Below are 15,239 nucleotides of genomic sequence, written 5' to 3' on the forward strand. Positions count from 1 at the left end.
GGCCAGGGCAACCTGCTCGGGAAGGCACGGGGCCAGTGGGTGAGCGTCCGTACGTCGAGTGCCGGAAGTGTCACGTGGATGCCCGGAATAGCCCCACATGTGCAGGGAGGAGACCTGGCTTATACCCGGCGTACAGGCCGCCTCAGGAACAGCCCCGCGTGTGCGGGGAGGAGAGCGAGTGACCTGCGGGTTTATCGGTGGCCGGTGGTGCCGTTGGCCCTTCGTCATCTGCACCATAACCCCGTCCCGTGTCCATCGGCAGAAGACAGCGCGCGCGGCGAGGGCGGGTCAGTTGCAGTTCGCAGCTCCTCCGTTCAGCAGCAGCCTGGCAGGATCGGGGCATGGGTGACTTGCCTTTCGATGCCGTCCTCTGCGACTTCGACGGCGTGCTGCGCCTGTGGGATTTTGGCGACATGGCCGCGCTCGACCGTGCGGCAGGAGTACCCGAAGGGACGCTGGCCGCCGCGGCGTTCGCCCCTGATCTGCTGAGTGCGGCGGTCACCGGGGCGATCAGTGACGCCCAGTGGCGCGCCCAGGTGGCGTCGGATCTCGCCGGGCCCTGCGGGTCGGCCGACCGTGCCCGCGAACTCGTCGGCAACTGGAGCGTCTTGACCGGCCGCCTCGACCGCGACGTGCTGGGCCTCCTGGCCGAGGTCCGCACCCGGGTGCCCGTGGCCCTGGTGTCCAACGCCACCACGCGGCTGGAGGACGATCTCGCCGCGCTCGGCCTGACCAACGCGTTCGACGCGGTGGTCAACACCGCCCGCCTCGGATTCGCCAAGCCGGACCCGCGCGTTTTCGAGGCCGCGGCCCGGCGGGTGGGCGCGGCCTCGCGCAGGTGCCTGTTCATCGACGACACCCTCGGCCATGTCACGGCCGCCCGCGCCGCCGGACTGACCGGCCATCACTACCGCCGCGCCGACGAGTTGCGGAGCTTCACCGCCCCGCTGCTGGCCTGATCCGCCGAAGCGAAGCTCCGTCCGGCGCCGACTGGTCAGCCGGGCGCGGCAGTTGGGTCGGTGATCCGGTACCCCACGCCGGGTGTCGTGGCGATGATCGGAGGATCGCCGAGTTTGCGGCGCAGGCGGCTGATGGTGACCGTCACGGTGTTGGTGAACGGGTCGGCGTGCTCGTCCCAGACCTGTTCGAGGAGGTCTTCCGCGCTGAGGAAGGCGGGGCTCGCGTGCAGGAGCGCTTCGAGCACCGCGAACTCCTTGACGGAGAGGTCGAGAGGGCGGCCGTCACGGCTGACGGTGCGGCGTACGGAGTCGAGTTCGATGCCCGCCGCGCGCAGGACGCGGGACCGTGCGGCGGGGCGGCGGCGGGCCAAGGCGCGGACGCGCAGGACGAGTTCGGGGAAGTGGAAGGGCTTGGCGAGGTAGTCGTCGGCGCCCAGGGTCAGGCCGCTGACGCGGTCGCCGGGTGAGACGGCGGCGGTCAGCATCAGGACCGTCGCACGGCCGTCCCGCTCGGTGATCATCTGGCAGAGGGTGTCGCCGTGGATGCCCGGCAGGTCGCGGTCGAGGACGACGACGTCGTACGCGGTGACGTCCAGCTTGGCCGCCGCGTCGAGCCCGTCGTGGGCCACGTCCACGGCCATGCCCTGGTCCCGCAGGCCCTCGGCGATGACCTCGGCGAGAGGGCGGGCGTCCTCGACCACCAGGATTCTCAACGCGCCACGCCCTCCCCCGTGTCGGCGGTACGGGGAAGGGTGACGGTGACGCGCAGGCCGCCGTCGGGGCGTGCGTACAGGTCAAGGGTGCCGTCGTGGGCCTGGGTGACGGCCGCGACGATGGAGAGGCCGAGGCCGCTTCCCCGGCCGCCGCCGGTCCGGTCGGCGCCGAGGCGGCGGAAGGGCTGGGCGAGGTCCGCCACCCGCCGCCGGTCGAGGATCGGCCCGCCGGACTCGACGACGAGGGACACGCCCGCGTCGTCCCCCTCGGCCCGTACCGCGACGCTGATCCAGCCCCCGGGGACGTTGTGCACGATCGCGTTGTCCACCACGTTGTCGGCGACGCGGCGCAGCAGCGTCCGGCTGCCCCACACCCACGCGCGGTCGTCGATCCGGTCCTCGCGCACGGTCAGGCCCTTGGCCGCGATGTCCTCGGCCCGTCCGGTGAGGGCGGTGAGCGCGAGGGGGCCGAGGGCGAGGCGCGCGGAGTCGGTGAACTCGGCGTGCCGGGTGCGGGCCAGGACGAGGAAGCCCTCCAACAGGTGGTCCACCTGGTCGAGTTCGGCGCGTATCCGGGTGGCCAGCGTGGCGGTGGCCTCGGGGATCGGGCCTGGCTTGGCGAGGGCCACGTCCAGGGAGGCCCGCATGGTGGTGAGCGGGGTGCGCAGTTCGTGGGAGGCGTTGGCGACGAAGAGGCGCTGGGCGTCGAAGGAGTTCTCCAGGCGGCCGAGGAGGTCGTCGATGGTGTCGGCGAGGTCCTTCACCTCGTCGCCGGGGCCGTCGATGGCCAGGCGTTCGTGCAGGTTGTCGGCGGTGATCCGGCGGGTGGCCGCCGTCATCACGCGCAGCGGGCGCAGGACACGACCGGCGACGAACCAGCCGAGGCCGACCGAGGTCACCCCCATGACGCCGAGCGCGACGGCGGAGCCGATCAGGATCTGCCGGGACTGGAGGTCGTGCGCCTGGGCCAGCTGTTGCTCCAGCTGGTCGATGCGGCCCTGGGCCAGTGCCGCCGTGGCCGGGCGGCCGAGGCCGCTGCCCGGCGCGGCCTCGCTGTCGCTCGACGCGCCGGACGCCACCACGGCGGCGACGACGAGCAACGCCGTTCCCGACAGCAGGAAGAGGGCGACGTACAGGGCGGTGAAGCGGGCGCGGGCGGTGCCGTGGCGCAGTGCGAGCCGGGCGGTCAGGCCCGTGAGCTGTCGGGGCGGTCCCCACGTCATACGCCTGCTCCCGTCTCGCGGCCGAGGTCCGTGCCCAGGCTAGGCGGGGGCGCCTAACAGCGAGGTGACAGCGCGCGTTCGGCCCCTGTAACCGGTGCGCCCGCAGGGTGGGGCCCATGAGTGAGGAGAGCGCCGACGACGGCGGCTACGCCACGAGGGCGACGATCGAGGTCATCGGTCTGCGCAAACGCTTCGGGTCACAAGTGGCCCTGGACGGGATGACGTTCGCCGTGCGCCCGGGACGGGTGACGGGCTTCGTGGGCCCGAACGGCGCCGGGAAGTCCACCACCATGCGCGTGATCCTGGGCCTGGACGCGGCGGAGGAAGGAGAGGCGCTGGTCGGCGGGGTGCCGTACCGGGGCCTGCGTCGCCCGCTGCGGCACCTGGGGGCGCTGCTCGACGCGTCCGCGCTGCAACCCGGCCGCACCGCCCGCAACCACCTGCTGTGGCTGGCCCGTTCGCAAGGGCTGCCCGCCGGGCGGGTGGACGAGGTCGTCGAGCTGGCGGGTCTCGGCCCGGCGGCCCGGCGCAAGGCGGGCGGCTTCTCGCTGGGCATGCGCCAGCGCCTGGGGATCGCGGCGGCGCTGCTCGGGGACCCGCCGGTGGTCATGCTGGACGAGCCGTTCAACGGGCTGGACCCCGACGGCATCGTGTGGATGCGCGGCGTGCTGGCCACGCTCGCGCGGCAGGGCAGGGCCGTCCTCGTCTCCAGCCACCTGATGGGCGAACTGGAGGGCACCGCGGACCATCTCGTGGTGATCGGACGCGGCCGGGTCGTCGCGGACACCGGCGTGGCCGAGCTGCTCGCCGCGGCGTCCGGCGGCCGGGTCGTCCTGCGGACGTCCGCGTCCGCGCAGGCCGCCCGGGTGCTGCGGGACGCGGGCGCCGCCGTGGTCGCCACCGGCCCGGACACGCTCGGCGTCACGGGCCTGCCTGACGAGCGGATCGTGGCGCTGCTCGCCCGGGACGGGGTGCCGTTCTCGCAGGTGTCCGCGCACCGGGCGACGCTCGAAGAGGCGTACATGGAGCTGACCCGGGACGCGGTGGAGTACCGGGGCGTCCCGGCCGGGGAGGTCACCCGATGACGACCGACCTCACCCCCCGTCCCCCGGCCACGCGCCGCGCGGGCAGGGGCGGATTCCTCGCGACGCTGCGCGCCGAGTGGACGAAGTTCCGTACGGTACGGGGCTGGGTCCTCGCCGTGGCTGCGGCGGTCCTGGTGACGATCGCGGTGGGCCTGCTCGGCACGGCCGCGCCTGGCCCGGGCGGCCCTGGCACCGGCCCCGTCGCGTACCCGAAGGGCCCCGGCGGGGAGGCCGTCAACGACAACTTCTACCTCGTCCACAAGGAGCTGACGGGCGACGGCGGCCTCACCGTCGCGCTGCGGTCCCTGACCGGCGTGGCCGACACCGGCATCGGCGAGGCGCCGACCGAAGGCGCCCAGCCCTGGGCGAAGGCCGGGATCATCATGAAGGAGAGCCTCACCCAGGGGTCCCCGTACGCGGCGGTGATGGCCACGGGCGGCCACGGGGTGCGTATGCAGGCCGACTTCACGCGCGACACGGCGGGCCCGTCCGGCGCGGTCGCCGAGGACGCCGCGCGCTGGCTGCGTCTGGTCCGCTCCGGCGACCGTCTCACCGGCTACGCCTCCGCCGACGGCTCCCGCTGGACCGAGATCGACAGCGTCGAGCTGCCCGGCCTCCCGCGCACCGTGCGGGCCGGGTTCTTCGCGGCGTCACCGCAGGCGATGCAGGACACCGCGGCGGGCACGGGCTTCGGGCCCGCCGTGGCCACCGGCGTCTTCGGCGCCCCCGACCTCGCGGGCGACTGGTCGGGGGGCGCGTGGAGCGGCACGCAGGTGGGCGGCGACGCGGGCACGTCCGGCAGCTACTCGGGCACCACCCGGGGCGGCTTCACCCAGGCCGGCGACGGGTTCACCGTGACCGGGGCCGGGGACATCGCGCCGGTCGTCGGCGGGCCCGTCATGGGCGGCGGCTACTCCGTCGAGAACTTCCTCGTCGGCACGTTCGCGGGGCTCGTCGTGCTGATCGCCGTGGGCACGGCGTTCATCACCGGCGAGTACCGGACCGGCCTGCTGCGGACGACCGTCACGGCGATCCCGTCACGGGGGCGGGTGCTCGGCGCCAAGGCCTTGGTGGTCGGGGGCGTCGCGTTCGCCGTCGGCATGGCCGCCGCCGCGATCACTCTGCCCATCGGCGAACGCGGCGCGCTGGGGAGGGGGTTCCGCGTCTTTCCCGTGACGTCGGCGACCGAACTGCGCGTCGTGGTCGGCACGGGACTGCTCTGCGCGACCGTCGCTGTGCTCGCCCTCGGCGTCGGGACCCTGCTGCGGCGCAGCGCCACGGCGGTCGCCCTGGTGGTCGCGTCGATCGTGCTGCCGTTCCTGCTCGCCACCTCGGGCGTGCTGCCGCCTGGCGCCTCGGAGTGGCTGCTGCGGGTGACTCCGGCGGCGGGCTTCGCCGTCCAGCAGACGCTGCCGTACTACGCGCAGGTGCTCAGCGTCTACGAGCCCGCGACCGGGTACTACCCGCTGGCCCCGTGGGTCGGCTTCTCCGTGCTGCTCGGCTACGCGGCGCTCGCCTTCGGTCTGGCCGTGGTGCGGCTGCGCGGGAGGGACGTATGAGTCTCCTGAACAGCGCGCGGACGGCGGGCAGGACGGACGGCGCGGGGCGCGGGGGCTTCGTCATGGCCCTGCGCGCGGAGTGGACGAAGCTGCGCACCGCGGGGGGCGCGGGCTGGCTGTGCCTGCTCGCCGTCGCGCTGACCGTGGGCGTCGGCTGCGGCACGGCCAGGGCCGTGAGGTGCCCGGACGCGGGGTGCGGCCAGGACGCCGTCAGGCTCGCCATGACCGGCGTCACGGTCGGGCAGGCGGTCGTCGCCGTCCTCGCGGTGCTGGTCGTCAGCGGCGAGTACGGCACCGGGATGATCCGCACGACGCTCACGGCCGTGCCGAACCGGCTCGCCGTCCTCGGCGCCAAGGCGACGGTCGTCACCACGGTCGTCCTGGCCTCGGGGACGGTCGCCGTGCTGGCTTCCCTCCTCGCCGCCCGCCACATCCTGCCCGGCAACGGATTCACCGAGGCGCACGGCTACGCGCCGCTGTCCCTGGCGGACGGCCCGACGCTGCGCGCGGCGGTGGGCTCGGTCCTCTACCTCGGGCTGATCGCCGGGCTCGGCCTCGGCGTGGCGACGGCCGTACGGGAGGCGGGGACCGCCATCGGGATCGTGCTCGGGCTGCTCTACCTCTTCCCGGTCGTCGGCCAGGTGGTCAACGACCCGGAATGGCAGGACCAGCTCCAGCGGATCGCGCCGATGACCGCGGGACTCGCGGTGCAGGCCACCGTCGATCTGCCCGGGATGCCCATCGGCCCGTGGGAGGGCCTGGGCGTGCTCGCGGCGTGGACGACGGCCGCGCTGCTGGTCGGCGGCCTGCTGCTGCGGCGGCGGGACGCGTAGCCGCGCGGGCGGCGACTCGTCGGCCGGGACGGACGGGGTGTTTCTACCAACAGGCAACAACGGTCAACGGTGTCAGTCCAGTTGACGGCAGCAGGCCGCCCTTAGGCTGAACAACAGCCCCATGTAGGCCCTCTAGATCATCCGAGGAAATCCATGATCACGAACCGGGCCAAGCTCGCCCTCGCGGCACTGCCGCTGGCGCTCGCCGCCGCCGCAGTCGTCACCGCACCCACCGCCACGGCGGCGGAGTCCTCCGTGGGCACAGGAGTCCACGTCCCCCCGGACAACCACCTCCCCGTGTCCCCGCTGGACCACCACATTCCCGTGACCCCGCAGGACCACCACATCCCCTGATCCCCCACGAGCCCCCGGGCGCGCGGGACGGGCACCTCGGCGACTGCGGGCCACGGCTCATCGCCGGAAACAGCCCCGCGCGGGCGGGGAGCAGGTCGGGATCGACGCGGCCCGCGCGGCGGGGCTGGGAACAGCCCCGCGAGTGCGGGGAGCAGGGCGAAGTCATGCGCGTGAGCAGCATCGAGCCGGGAACAGCCCCGCGCGTGCGGGGAGCAGCCAGATGCTGGCGCATTCGTCTGTGGCCGTCGGGGAACAGCCCCGCGCGTGCGGGGAGCAGAGTAAGTGACCTGCGGGTTTACCGGGGACCGGTGGTGATTTTACTTAGCTTTACCTTCGCCGACTCCAGCGCCCCGGTGGCAGGGTGTGGAGAAGTGGTGCGTTGCGTACCCCAGGCGGCCGTCGGCTGAAACGCGGCCATAGGCGTTGCCCTCCTCCTCATCCGCATCTCAGCTGTGTCCCGCGTCCCCCAGCGGCGGACGCCGAATCTCCAGGACGGCAGGGTAGAACCAACCGCCGCCGCCGTTCTCCCCTACCTACTGGCCCCAGACACCAAGCCACACCCAACACCTCTGCCCCGCATCACACATGAAGCCGAGCCATACGCCTCGGCCCGGTCAAGTGCCAGTCGAGGCATGCCGGGGCTCAGGCGCCGAGGTCCATGTCGGAGACCGGGCGGAAGGTGTGATCAGGATGTCTGGCGGTGAGTTCGGACCGGTCGGCGCGCCGGTCATCGAGAAGAGCCGCGACCTGCGCACCGACCAGGATCTCGTTCGGAGCGGGCGGCGTCAGGACGGACGGTCGTCCAGGATGAGACGCCGGTGAGAATCCTGCATCCCCTCCGGCAGGGTGCCCACGCTGAACCACCGTGCCTCCAGGATCTCGAACTTGTCGATCGACAGGGTTCCCCCGGTGTGCAGGGCCTCGTACGCCACCTCCACGCGGAGCTTGTAGCCGCTCGTCACGCTCACCAGGCGACCGGGCTTCACCTCCAGGCCCGTCTCCTCCTTCACCTCGCGCACGACGGTGAGCGGGAACTCCTCCCCCTTCACCGCATAGCCGGTGGGAAGTCCCCAAGGCCGTTCCGGGGGCCACATACGGTGCTTGAGCAGCAGCACCTGCCCGGCGTCGTTCCGCACGACGCCGGTGACACCAACCATGAACTTGGCGTGCGCGAACCACAGAATCCGCCACTGGAGAGGTCCACGGATGAGCCGCCAGAGCCGGGCGACCAGTCGTTTCATGACACGCCTTTCGCTGTACCTGCGAGTGCCGCGGTGCCGCACGGAGAGGATCGCGGTTCTGCCTGCCGCGTTCGGTTCGGCCCGCACACGTCACCCGTCGGACACCACGGTAGGGAAGGGAAGCATCGGGAATCGAGCTGGTTCCACGGAGTTCTACACATTCACCCGAGAGCGTCGATCGCCGAGGTGATCAACGTACGAGCCGCCGCGCCGTGCACGGCCAGCTTGGAGAACTCACCGAACGCCCTGAGGTACTGCTCCACTTCCGAGGGAGCCGTGACGTTCAGTTGTGCGGTGAGTGTCTCCACCTGCACCTGGTCCGTGTCGTAGGCACTGAAGGTCTCGATCATCCACATCCGCCGCTCGGCGGAGAACGGGATCACCCCGAGCGACACGGACGGATAGGCCATGACGGACAGCAAGTGGCCGAGTTGCCCCGCCATGACGTCCGCCCCGCCGACTCGATGCCGCAGGACCGCCTCCTCGACCAACAGCGCGAGCCGGCGGTCTCCTCTGCCGATGATCCGCGAACGGTCCAGGCGTGCGGCGACCGCCGCGGTCACGTCGTCCGGGGTCCCGCGGAAAGCGGCGATCGCCCCCAGGAGAGCGGCGGCATAACCACCTGTCTGGAGGAGGCCAGGGACGACGTTGGAACAGTAGATCCTGAACGTCCTTGTCCGCTCGAAAAGCGGGATGTAGGAATCCTGGAGTCGGCGCAGCCCGGTCCGTTGCAGCCGACGCCATTCCACGTACATGGTGTCGGCCGAACGGGAGGCCGCGATGAGGTCTGCGACCATCCCGTCGGCTCGGCACGCGCGGCACCAGGCGCGGATGTCGTCGTCGGACGGAGGGGTCACGGCGTTCTCCAGCCGGGACACCTTCGACTTGTACCAGCCGGTCCGGCCAGCGACGTCCGTGGCCGTCAGGTTCGCTTCCCGGCGGATCTCTCGCAGCCGGTCCGCAACAGCCCTCCGAGCAGCCTGGACACTCGACGAGGGAAGTGCGGGCATGTCTTCGGCAGCTCCGGATCAGACCTGGTACTCATCGTGCGGCACGGCCTCACGCCACACGTCCTCGAACGCCTGGGCGCACAGTTCGGCAACAGCCGGTTCGTCGGTGACCTCGTCTCCCAGGTAGACGCCCTCGCCGGAGAAGTAACCGAAGCGGACCAATTGCCCGTCGAACAACCAGAAGTCGTTGCCAGGCATGGCGATTGCCGATGCTCTCCGGCGGGGCAGCCACCGGATCTCCTCGCCAGCCGCGATATTGGCGAACGTCCCGTCGTACAGAAAGGGGGTGTACGCGCTGACAGGCTCGGACACGACTCTGGCCCGGCGGATCTCAACTCCGCGCTGCACGGCCTCGGTCACGGTGTCCAGCCACGGACGCCACCATGTCGCGCGATCGGCGGGGTCCGGCCTGTAGCCGGATTTCCACGCCTGGACGCGCGGGGCTTCGCCAGGGTCGTCGTAGTGATCGCGCATTTGGGATCCTTCGCGATGAACCGTAACGCCATGGCTGCCCTCCAGCTCGCGAATTCTACGGTGTTCCACGAGCTTGCTTGCGGAGGGCGATACCCGTCAAGGGCGCCCTACGGGCACGGCCAGACCGTGCAAGTTCACGACGGCGCCAGCACGAGCAGCCGACAACAGCCCCGCGCGTGCGGCGAGGTGGAGACGATCCGGCTGGATCGGCCGTTGCGCCACGCTAAGCATGGAAGGAAGGAATCTCCTTCCACCTTCGCGCTGATCATATCGTTCTCGACACCCTTGAAATGATCAATGCCCAATCTCTGGAGCAAACACGGAATCAAGAGTTCCTCTTCCAGCGCACCAGGGGACACATTGATCAGTTTCCGGGCATTAACCACCCGATGCCACACGGCGGACATCTATGCCACCTCGTGCCGAATTAGCCCCGCATGCACTTAAGAGGACTTTGCATAAATTCCTTGACGGCCACCCTCTGCCGCTTTTAGGGTTCGAGCTGAAACTCCCACAAAGGGAGTCAGGGGAGGGGAAATCTTGAGTAAGCTCAGTAGATCTTTAGGTATCTGCTTGGTGGCTGCGTCAATCTCAGTGACGTGCCTGACGGCGCCCGCAGTTGCGGACGGCCCTCAGACCGTGACCCTGACCGCGAACGGCACCGAAGTCGGCACGCTCACCGTCCACAAGCGCGGCGACGGAACGGAGCCGCCCGCAGGTCTCGGTAACGTCTCTGAATGGGGCGTGGTCGAGCTTTCGGTGGACACTTCAGAGGGCGACGTCAGCCCGATGGCTGAGGCATGCATCAGCCCGAGCTCCGGCGGGGAGTGGTGTTACGGCTGGCACACCACCACGGTCAACGGCTTCGAGCCCAGGAAGCGCTGCTACTCGAACTACTACCACAGATCGAAGCGCCACTCGTCCACCGCGGTAATGGCCGGCGTCACGGACAAGGAGTGGGCCGACGCCGGGGACATCTCCAACACCGCCGTCATTGCCGGATTCGCCTACACCTGCTCCACCTACTACGGCATCGCCTAGGAGCTGATTGTGGCGCTGAGCGCTTAACTACTCAGCGCGTGGGGTAGCTTGGTGTGCCAACCCGATGCCCTGTCGGCCGAGGCTTCGGGGTGGCACCACTTTTCAGCCAAGCCGAACCGGGAAATGAGAACAAGTGAGCTTACGCCCTCAAGTCATGCGTATCGCAGCAATCGCCACGTGCCTTGGAGCCAGCCTACTACTTGGACTGGCGGGCCCAATTACCGGAAGATGGAGTGACCCTATTTGGGTTGCCGTCAGCACAACCTTCTCCGGCGGTTGGCCATGGGTCTGCTACGCATTCTTCGTTGGGTATTTTTTCCGAACCAAAATTGAGTCAGCATTACTCTCATCCCTCGGGCTGGCCACAGGTGTAGTCACGTACTACCTATCCAAAAGATCGACTCCAGCCATCCCGGAGGGCGCAGAAATCATTTCCTCCTCAGCCGGAGTGCCATTTTCGCAGATAGCCTTTTGGGGTGCGGCAGCATTTGTCCTGGGGGCGCCCGTCGGAATTTTGGGCAATCTGGCACGGACGCCCGGACTCGGGGGTTTCTTCTTCCAGCTGATCGTTCCACTCGCGGCCTTTTGCGAAACCTCTTTGCGGCTTTCCGCCGAGGCGGAGAGTGCGAGCCGAGTCGCAGTAACAACGTGGAATACCACCCGGCTTCTTGCTTGCGTCGCCATTCTGGCGCTAGCGACTCACGCAATATGGTCCTACCGCAAGAAGCGGGGCCTGCGGGCCGAGGCGGGACCCACCGCAAGGTCACCTCGCGGCCGATCAAATATGACGCACGGCGGGCATTCGCATACAAAGAGTCCATCATCCTAAAGGATGGACGGCGGACCATGAACGCTGCATGGCGGCCGATATCGCCGACGATGTCGGGTTCGCCACGAAACCGGACCTGAGTCCGCGCATGTTGCGACGGACGCCGTAGGTCGAAATTCCGTTCGGCTGGGTAACTGCCGCTCTCGTCTACGGTCGGACGAGCCACGTCCGGATGTGGCTGGATGAGCGCGAGATCCCTCACGTGCCGGACGCCCCGTAAGCGGAGAAAGTCATCACGGTGAAGTTCTTCGGGCAGGCTCGCGCCCACAAGCTGATCGGCCGACCTGCCGATCAGCAGTGAACCTCACTCGCTTGCAACGGGATTCACAGGCCGCTGGACGATAGCCCGATCCGCCCCTGGCGCCTTGAGCAGTTGGTGCCGCAGGCGGCGTCGTGGCCACAGCGTGGCGGTCGGCGGTGTCACGACAATCGGGAGCCCTAGCGGCGATCGTGTGCGTGGTCATGTCGAGCCGCGGTGGCAGCTGTCGTCCACGGCGTCGTTCGGCGCGCGGCCTGAAAAAAGCCTGGTGAGTGGCGATGAGTTCTGTGGCCTCGGGCGGTCGTACCGGTGAGCCCGTTACCGAGAGGACTTCTGATGCGCAAGGTCACCTATTCGATGAACGTCTCACTCGACGGATACATCGTCGGGCCGGACGGCAGCTTCCAGTGGACGGACCCCAACGACGATGTCTTCCGCTCCTGGATCGAGGAGACCCGCGAGGTCGGGGCCTACGTGATGGGACGGCGGCTGTACGAGACGATGCTCTACTGGGAGACCGCCGAGCAGACGTCCTCGCTGAACGACGACCAGCGCGAATGGGCGTCGCTGTGGAACGGTCTTCCGAAGGTGGTGTACTCCACCACGCTGTCCGAGGTCCAGGGCAACGCCCGCCTGGCCTCCGGCAGCCTGGCGGAGGAGATCGAGCGGCTGCGGGCCGAGCCGGGAGAGGGCAACATCGCGATCGGCGGCGCGGCCCTCGCGGCCGAGGCGGCGGCCTTGGACCTGATCGATGAGTACCGGGCCAGGATCTACCCCGTGCTGGTCGGCGGCGGCATCCCGTTCCTGCCCCGGGAGGAGCGCCACGTGAACCTCGAATTCGTGGAGACCCGCACCTTCAACTCGCTTGTCGTCTACCTCGCCTATCGCGTGGTCCATTAGCCAACTCGTTCGGCGACGTCCCGCGAACGGCGTCTGATGCCTTGCTTCCCGACATGGTCGAGGAGTCCGAACTCCTCCGACTCCTCGACTTGTTGGTGGATCGCGCCGCTGATGGAGGCGCGACCGTCGTCACCCGCAAGGGGGAGCGCATCGCGGCAGTCGTGTCGATGAAGGACTACGAGGCAGCGGAAGATGCCATCGAACAGGCCATAGGCGCGCGGACTTACGACGACGACGGCAAGCGGTACACCTGGGCGGAGGTGTTCGGCGACGCAAGCTCGCCGCACGACCGCCGCTAGGCTCCGCGTCGGGCAGACAGCGGCGGACGCGTCCCTGTGGTCCACTCGATGAACGCCGTCCACCCGGTCTCGCGGAAGGTCACCATCGGACCCGCCGCATCCTTGGAATCCCGCACGGCCCGCCCAGCGCGGACCCACCGGGCCACCTCGACGCAGTTCCCATTGCCAGCGCTGTAGCTGCTCCTATGCCACCGTCCGAGGACGCCATAGGACGTCATCCGGGACTCCCCTCGCTTCGGGACCACAACAACGAGCGCGTCAGGCGGACGCGGCGTTCTTGGTCCAGTCGATGAACGCTGCCCACCCGGTCACTCCGAACGTCACCATCGGGCCCGCCAGGTCCTTGGAGTCCCGCACAGCCCGGTCGGACTCGGAGTACCGAGCCACCGCGACGCAATCGCCGTTGCCGCCGCTGTATGACGAGGTACGCCAGGCAGTGTCACGAGACTGATGCCGGGTCATGCAGCCCTCCCGAACTCTCCGAACGTCTCACGCTCGATTATCGGGACGCACGAGAGTCGGCGAAATGGGCAGCGGCGCGTTCCGGACACCGGCCGAGGCACCGGCGAAGAAGCCCCGCTCAGTGCGTGAGGTGAGCCGTGAATGTCCTCCAGGCCGCCGCTGACACCACGATCACGGTCTCGGGGCTCTTGCTGTCCCTCACCGGCACGACGCCACGAACGCCGTCCGCCACCTCGACGCAGTTGCCGTTGCCGCCGCTGTGGGAGGAGGCAAGCCACGTGAGGTCGCGTGGTTCCTCTCGCTCCATACCGCGCCCTCCCGACGCCTCGGATCCTCAGCCCCGCACGTCCGCGTCCGGCTCAGTGCGTGAGGTGAGCCGTGAACGTCCTCCAGGCCGCCGCAGACACCACGATCACGCTGTCGGGGCTCTTGCTGTCCCTCACCGGCACGACGCCACGAACGCCGTCCGCCACCTCGACGCAGTCCCCGTTACCGGCGCTGTAGGACGACGTACGCCAAGCGCCTTCGTGCAGCGGGGTTTGTGCATCCGGGCCTCCCTGCCTGCCGCTCCGAACGTCTCACCTTCGATTATCAGGACGCAGGCGAGGAGGTCGAGTGGGCGGGCTCCGCCGCAGCTCGACCGACGACGTCGGCTCACCGCGTCGCCGCAGGCCGTGGGCCTGCGGCGAACGCGCATTAGTCATTCTGTTCGTTGATCCCGATCAGAGCGAACCCTCGATGACGCCGAGGCGGAATGCCTGCCACTCCTCCGCGGTGTACCGCAGGTCATCGCGCTCCGGGTTCTTGGAGTCCCTGACGGCGATACCGCCACCGGGGAGATCCGTGATCTCGACGCAATGTTCCGCCCCACTGCTCCGTGACGACTTGCGCCACGTCGCTCCGCTCAGGTCAACCGCGTAAAGCTCTTCCTTGACGACGGGCTTCATGTCGCGCACCTTTCCATGATTCTTCTGATCCTCTCGCGCGAGTCGTCCACGGACAGCGCCGTCGCGACGACTCGTTCGAAAGCGGCCTCGAACACCTTGACGTCGTCCGTTCCCTCCACGAAGTTCCCGCCGCGCAGATTCTCGACGTTGACGAGTGTGGGCCAGGGGTGGGGGAAACGAACGATCTCGAACAGCCCAAGCATCCCAGGATGTGGCGTGGCAGTCAGTGGCATTATCTGCACGGTCACGTTCGGGAGGGTCGCCGCGTCGAGCAGGTGGCGGAGTTGATCCCGCATGAGGTTGGGGTGAGAGGCGAACCTCTGGTGCAGGGCTCCTTCGTGGACGACGGCCCAGAGCTTCAGCGGCCCTCCCTGCCTCGCGGTGAGGATGGACTGTCGCGCCTTGCGGACCTCGACGAGAGCTGCGATTTCCTCCTGCGTCCGGCTGGTCGTGATCCCGGTGATGATCTCGCGCGCGTACGCGCCCGTCTGCAACAGGCCGTGGATCAGGCCAGGTGAGTAGACGTGCATACTCACCGCGTCCGTCTCCAGCGTGATGAAGTCCCGATAGCTGAGGTCAACGACGTCGCCGTACGCCGACCACCATCCCTGATGACCGGCGTCCCTCGCGAGCCCTTCCAGGGCCGAGACGACCTCGCGTTCCTCGACCCCGTACAGCATCAGCAGCGGCGCCACGTCCTTCGGCGCCATCCGCGCCTTGGCCGTCTCGATGCGGGACAACTTGCTCTCGTCCCACCCCATCGCACGCGCGGCCGTCTCCAGACTCTGGCCCGCCTGGTTGCGGTGCCGACGCAAGGCGTCCCCGAGTCGCCGTCTCCGCAAGGTCGGGATGGCTCGGACGTTGGGCATGGTGTCAGTTCACAGCCTTTCGGTGTCATGACGGAAGAGAGAGGTGCGCCCGGGACGCGTCGGGTGCGTCATCCGCAGGGCCCGGTGAGGTAATTCATGCTAACTCGGGTTCCAAAGTTGCTGGTTGGCACTCCGATGCAGCATTGTCATGGAGACGGAATACAGCGCGTCACCGACGAGCC

20 protein-coding genes are annotated in these 15,239 nt (G+C 69.2%); 8 read left to right on the plus strand and 12 right to left on the minus strand.

Annotation, left to right across the window (positions count from 1 at the left end; all coding sequences use genetic code 11):
• Positions 1 to 341: 341 nt before the first annotated feature.
• Positions 342 to 959, plus strand: coding sequence for an HAD-IA family hydrolase (locus IF27_RS25980; protein WP_052852217.1), 618 nt, complete (start codon positions 342 to 344; stop codon positions 957 to 959).
• Positions 960 to 994: 35 nt separating this feature from the next.
• Here the strand turns inward: IF27_RS25980 and IF27_RS25985 are convergent, their stop codons facing one another.
• The gene (locus IF27_RS25985) at positions 995 to 1,672 is read right to left on the minus strand and encodes a response regulator transcription factor (RefSeq protein ID WP_190233107.1); all 678 of its coding nucleotides are present in this window, start codon (positions 1,670 to 1,672) and stop codon (positions 995 to 997) included.
• A complete protein-coding gene (locus IF27_RS25990; RefSeq protein ID WP_190233108.1) occupies positions 1,669 to 2,895 on the minus strand; it encodes a sensor histidine kinase in 1,227 nt (408 codons plus the stop codon). Before IF27_RS25990 ends, IF27_RS25985 begins: the two co-directional genes overlap by 4 nt.
• Positions 2,896 to 3,011: 116 nt before the next feature.
• Here IF27_RS25990 and IF27_RS25995 point away from each other — a divergent pair, with 116 nt between their 5' ends.
• The 4 genes from IF27_RS25995 to IF27_RS26010 all read left to right on the plus strand — a co-directional run bounded on the left by IF27_RS25995 (position 3,012) and on the right by IF27_RS26010 (position 6,726).
• The gene (locus tag IF27_RS25995) at positions 3,012 to 3,980 is read left to right on the plus strand and encodes an ABC transporter ATP-binding protein (RefSeq protein WP_052852219.1); all 969 of its coding nucleotides are present in this window, start codon (positions 3,012 to 3,014) and stop codon (positions 3,978 to 3,980) included.
• A complete protein-coding gene (locus IF27_RS26000; RefSeq protein ID WP_052852220.1) occupies positions 3,977 to 5,539 on the plus strand; it encodes an ABC transporter permease subunit in 1,563 nt (520 codons plus the stop codon). The genes IF27_RS25995 and IF27_RS26000 overlap by 4 nt, the downstream gene beginning before the upstream one ends.
• A complete protein-coding gene (locus tag IF27_RS26005) occupies positions 5,536 to 6,372 on the plus strand; it encodes an ABC transporter permease subunit (protein ID WP_223291219.1) in 837 nt (278 codons plus the stop codon). The genes IF27_RS26000 and IF27_RS26005 overlap by 4 nt, the downstream gene beginning before the upstream one ends.
• Positions 6,373 to 6,525: 153 nt before the next feature.
• Positions 6,526 to 6,726, plus strand: coding sequence for a hypothetical protein (locus tag IF27_RS26010; protein WP_052852221.1), 201 nt, complete (start codon positions 6,526 to 6,528; stop codon positions 6,724 to 6,726).
• A 785-nt stretch (positions 6,727 to 7,511) separates the two neighbouring features.
• Here the strand turns inward: IF27_RS26010 and IF27_RS26015 are convergent.
• From IF27_RS26015 to IF27_RS31270, 4 genes are all read right to left on the minus strand, one after another.
• Entirely contained in the window at positions 7,512 to 7,967 is a 456-nt protein-coding gene (locus IF27_RS26015; RefSeq protein ID WP_052852222.1) for an NUDIX domain-containing protein, read from the minus strand.
• 161 nt (positions 7,968 to 8,128) lie between these two features.
• Positions 8,129 to 8,977, minus strand: coding sequence for a helix-turn-helix domain-containing protein (locus IF27_RS26020; protein ID WP_052852223.1), 849 nt, complete (start codon positions 8,975 to 8,977; stop codon positions 8,129 to 8,131).
• Positions 8,978 to 8,995: 18 nt separating this feature from the next.
• Positions 8,996 to 9,451: a DUF6879 family protein gene (locus IF27_RS26025; RefSeq protein WP_223291220.1), complete on the minus strand. Its 456-nt coding sequence runs from the start codon at positions 9,449 to 9,451 to the stop codon at positions 8,996 to 8,998.
• Between the two features lie 134 nt (positions 9,452 to 9,585).
• The gene (locus IF27_RS31270) at positions 9,586 to 9,858 is read right to left on the minus strand and encodes a hypothetical protein (RefSeq protein WP_190233109.1); all 273 of its coding nucleotides are present in this window, start codon (positions 9,856 to 9,858) and stop codon (positions 9,586 to 9,588) included.
• 232 nt (positions 9,859 to 10,090) lie between these two features.
• On the opposite strand from IF27_RS31270, the gene IF27_RS31275 reads away from it, so the two are divergent.
• The 3 genes from IF27_RS31275 to IF27_RS26040 all read left to right on the plus strand — a co-directional run bounded on the left by IF27_RS31275 (position 10,091) and on the right by IF27_RS26040 (position 12,779).
• Positions 10,091 to 10,492 (plus strand): lactococcin 972 family bacteriocin, encoded by a 402-nt coding sequence (locus IF27_RS31275; RefSeq protein WP_052852225.1) that lies wholly within the window; start codon positions 10,091 to 10,093, stop codon positions 10,490 to 10,492.
• Positions 10,493 to 11,916: 1,424 nt separating this feature from the next.
• Positions 11,917 to 12,480 (plus strand): dihydrofolate reductase family protein, encoded by a 564-nt coding sequence (locus IF27_RS26035; RefSeq protein ID WP_052852226.1) that lies wholly within the window; start codon positions 11,917 to 11,919, stop codon positions 12,478 to 12,480.
• A 53-nt stretch (positions 12,481 to 12,533) separates the two neighbouring features.
• Positions 12,534 to 12,779: a type II toxin-antitoxin system prevent-host-death family antitoxin gene (locus IF27_RS26040; protein ID WP_052852227.1), complete on the plus strand. Its 246-nt coding sequence runs from the start codon at positions 12,534 to 12,536 to the stop codon at positions 12,777 to 12,779.
• Here the strand turns inward: IF27_RS26040 and IF27_RS30590 are convergent.
• The 6 genes from IF27_RS30590 to IF27_RS26060 form a co-directional block, all read right to left on the minus strand.
• On the minus strand, positions 12,776 to 12,997 hold the full coding sequence (locus IF27_RS30590) for a DUF397 domain-containing protein (protein ID WP_110946250.1): 222 nt from the start codon (positions 12,995 to 12,997) through the stop codon (positions 12,776 to 12,778). The genes IF27_RS26040 and IF27_RS30590 overlap by 4 nt on opposite strands.
• A 40-nt stretch (positions 12,998 to 13,037) precedes the next feature.
• A complete protein-coding gene (locus IF27_RS26045) occupies positions 13,038 to 13,241 on the minus strand; it encodes a DUF397 domain-containing protein (protein WP_052852228.1) in 204 nt (67 codons plus the stop codon).
• A 118-nt stretch (positions 13,242 to 13,359) separates the two neighbouring features.
• Positions 13,360 to 13,548 carry a DUF397 domain-containing protein gene (locus IF27_RS26050; RefSeq protein ID WP_052852229.1) on the minus strand — a complete coding sequence of 63 codons (189 nt, stop codon included), beginning with the start codon at positions 13,546 to 13,548 and terminating at the stop codon, positions 13,360 to 13,362.
• 52 nt (positions 13,549 to 13,600) lie between these two features.
• Complete coding sequence (locus IF27_RS30595; RefSeq protein WP_110946251.1) at positions 13,601 to 13,774, minus strand: DUF397 domain-containing protein; 174 nt, start codon at positions 13,772 to 13,774, stop codon at positions 13,601 to 13,603.
• A 189-nt stretch (positions 13,775 to 13,963) separates the two neighbouring features.
• Positions 13,964 to 14,188, minus strand: a complete 225-nt coding sequence (locus tag IF27_RS26055) for a DUF397 domain-containing protein (protein WP_052852396.1) — start codon at positions 14,186 to 14,188, stop codon at positions 13,964 to 13,966.
• Complete coding sequence (locus IF27_RS26060) at positions 14,185 to 15,057, minus strand: helix-turn-helix domain-containing protein (protein WP_052852230.1); 873 nt, start codon at positions 15,055 to 15,057, stop codon at positions 14,185 to 14,187. Before IF27_RS26060 ends, IF27_RS26055 begins: the two co-directional genes overlap by 4 nt.
• Between the last annotated feature and the right edge of the window lie 182 nt (positions 15,058 to 15,239).

The organism is Streptomyces avicenniae (genome assembly GCF_000719135.1).
Classification (GTDB): Bacteria; Actinomycetota; Actinomycetes; order Streptomycetales; family Streptomycetaceae; genus Streptomyces; species Streptomyces avicenniae.

Coding starts and splice junctions, on each gene's coding strand:
- IF27_RS26035 (WP_052852226.1), top strand. CDS start 11,917: ATGCGCAAGGTCACCTATTCGATGAACGTCTCACTCGACGGATACATC.
- IF27_RS26005 (WP_223291219.1), top strand. CDS start 5,536: ATGAGTCTCCTGAACAGCGCGCGGACGGCGGGCAGGACGGACGGCGCG.
- IF27_RS26060 (WP_052852230.1), bottom strand. CDS start 15,057: ATGCCCAACGTCCGAGCCATCCCGACCTTGCGGAGACGGCGACTCGGG.
- IF27_RS25995 (WP_052852219.1), top strand. CDS start 3,012: ATGAGTGAGGAGAGCGCCGACGACGGCGGCTACGCCACGAGGGCGACG.
- IF27_RS25990 (WP_190233108.1), bottom strand. CDS start 2,895: ATGACGTGGGGACCGCCCCGACAGCTCACGGGCCTGACCGCCCGGCTC.
- IF27_RS25980 (WP_052852217.1), top strand. CDS start 342: ATGGGTGACTTGCCTTTCGATGCCGTCCTCTGCGACTTCGACGGCGTG.
- IF27_RS26040 (WP_052852227.1), top strand. CDS start 12,534: ATGGTCGAGGAGTCCGAACTCCTCCGACTCCTCGACTTGTTGGTGGAT.
- IF27_RS26010 (WP_052852221.1), top strand. CDS start 6,526: ATGATCACGAACCGGGCCAAGCTCGCCCTCGCGGCACTGCCGCTGGCG.
- IF27_RS26055 (WP_052852396.1), bottom strand. CDS start 14,188: ATGAAGCCCGTCGTCAAGGAAGAGCTTTACGCGGTTGACCTGAGCGGA.
- IF27_RS26000 (WP_052852220.1), top strand. CDS start 3,977: ATGACGACCGACCTCACCCCCCGTCCCCCGGCCACGCGCCGCGCGGGC.
- IF27_RS26025 (WP_223291220.1), bottom strand. CDS start 9,451: ATGCGCGATCACTACGACGACCCTGGCGAAGCCCCGCGCGTCCAGGCG.
- IF27_RS26050 (WP_052852229.1), bottom strand. CDS start 13,548: ATGGAGCGAGAGGAACCACGCGACCTCACGTGGCTTGCCTCCTCCCAC.
- IF27_RS31270 (WP_190233109.1), bottom strand. CDS start 9,858: ATGTCCGCCGTGTGGCATCGGGTGGTTAATGCCCGGAAACTGATCAAT.
- IF27_RS30590 (WP_110946250.1), bottom strand. CDS start 12,997: ATGACGTCCTATGGCGTCCTCGGACGGTGGCATAGGAGCAGCTACAGC.
- IF27_RS26015 (WP_052852222.1), bottom strand. CDS start 7,967: ATGAAACGACTGGTCGCCCGGCTCTGGCGGCTCATCCGTGGACCTCTC.
- IF27_RS26045 (WP_052852228.1), bottom strand. CDS start 13,241: ATGACCCGGCATCAGTCTCGTGACACTGCCTGGCGTACCTCGTCATAC.
- IF27_RS26020 (WP_052852223.1), bottom strand. CDS start 8,977: ATGCCCGCACTTCCCTCGTCGAGTGTCCAGGCTGCTCGGAGGGCTGTT.